Origin of the sequence: Inquilinus limosus, assembly GCF_051487185.1 — a bacterium.
In the GTDB taxonomy this organism is placed as follows: Bacteria; Pseudomonadota; Alphaproteobacteria; order DSM-16000; family Inquilinaceae; genus Inquilinus; species Inquilinus limosus_F.
Genome location: NZ_JAHVDK010000077.1, coordinates 1 through 1347 on the forward strand (window position 1 = coordinate 1; position 1347 = coordinate 1347).

1 protein-coding gene is annotated in these 1347 nt (G+C 69.3%); it reads right to left on the reverse strand.

Annotated features, from left to right (window positions below):
- Positions 1–75 precede the first annotated feature (75 nt).
- Positions 76–1347: transposase (locus KXR53_RS35465; protein WP_437380326.1), on the reverse strand; the 1272-nt coding region annotated here is incomplete at its 5' end.

Below are 1347 nucleotides of genomic sequence, written 5' to 3' on the forward strand. Positions count from 1 at the left end.
GATTCTGTTGAAGAAGTCGGCGGCAGAGAGGGCGCTGGAGCGACGGCGAGCAGGCGCTGTGGAGCCTGAGGCCTCTCAGGCCGGTGTCGGCTGCGGCATCGGGATGAGCTTGGCGAGCTTGCGGAGGTTCTGGGCGGCCGCGGCGAGGTGGAACTCGTCKCGKGCGCCGTTGGGTCCCCGTAGCCGCAGCCGGTCGAGCTTGAGGATGCGYTTGAGGTGGGCGAACAGCATCTCGATCTTCTTCCGCTSGCGGCACGAGGTGGCATAGGCGTCGGTGGCGGCGATGTCGCGCGCTATGTCGCGAGCCCCTTCGTGGATCGAGCGCGGGACCTYGCGGGCGGGGGTGTTCGGGCAGCAGCGGGGCTTCAGCGCGCAGGCGTCGCAGTCCAGCTTGCTGGCGCGATAGCGGATCAGGCCATCCGCGTCGACGAGCGGGCGCGGCGTCCGATAGACGACCTGGCGCGGCCTGAGTTGCTTGCCGGCGGGGCAGAGATAGGCATCCGCCTGGTGGGCATAGGTGAAGTCGGCCCGCTCGAAGGTGCCGTCGCTGCGCTCGGATTTGTCGAAGACCGGGATGTGAGGCTCGATCCCGCGCTCATGGACGAGCCAGCTGAGCATCTCGGCCGAGCCATAGGCGCTGTCGGCGGCCAGGCGCTCGGGATAGAGCCCGARGCGATCCTGGGTGCGGTCGATCATGGTACGGGCGGCGCCGACCTCCGCCTGGCGGATGGCACGGCTCGCCTCGACATCGACGATGACGGCGTGGTCGAGGTCGATCAGATAGTTGGCGGCATAGGCGAAGAAGGCGTGGCCCTTCAGCGCCCCCGTCCACTGCGCGGCCGGGTCCGACCGCGAGACGAACTTGGGCTTGGCCTCGCTGGCGGCGCCCCAGGCGGCCTCATCCAGTGTGTCGAGATACTCCCGGACCGAGCGGCGGGTCGCCGCCATCGCCTCCCAGTCGACCGCCTCCGATCCCTCCGCCGAGCGCTGCTTGTTCGCATCCGCCCGGATCAGGCTGGCGTCGGTGGCGAAGCCGTTGCCGCCGACCAGCCCGGCCTCGATGCAGCGCCGCACCGTCGTCTCGAACAGCTCGCGCAGCAGGTCGCTGTCGCGGAAGCGGCCGTGCCGGTTCTTCGAGAAGGTCGAATGGTCCGGGACCTCGCCCTCCAGGCCGAGCCGGCAGAACCAGCGATAGGCGAGGTTCAGATGCACCTCCTCGCACAGCCGGCGTTCCGAGCGGATGCCGAAGCAGTACCCGATGAGCAGCATCCGGATCATCAGCTCCGGATCGACCGAGGGCCGCCCGATCTCGCTGTAGAAAGGCCGCAGATGCGCGCGGATGCCGGA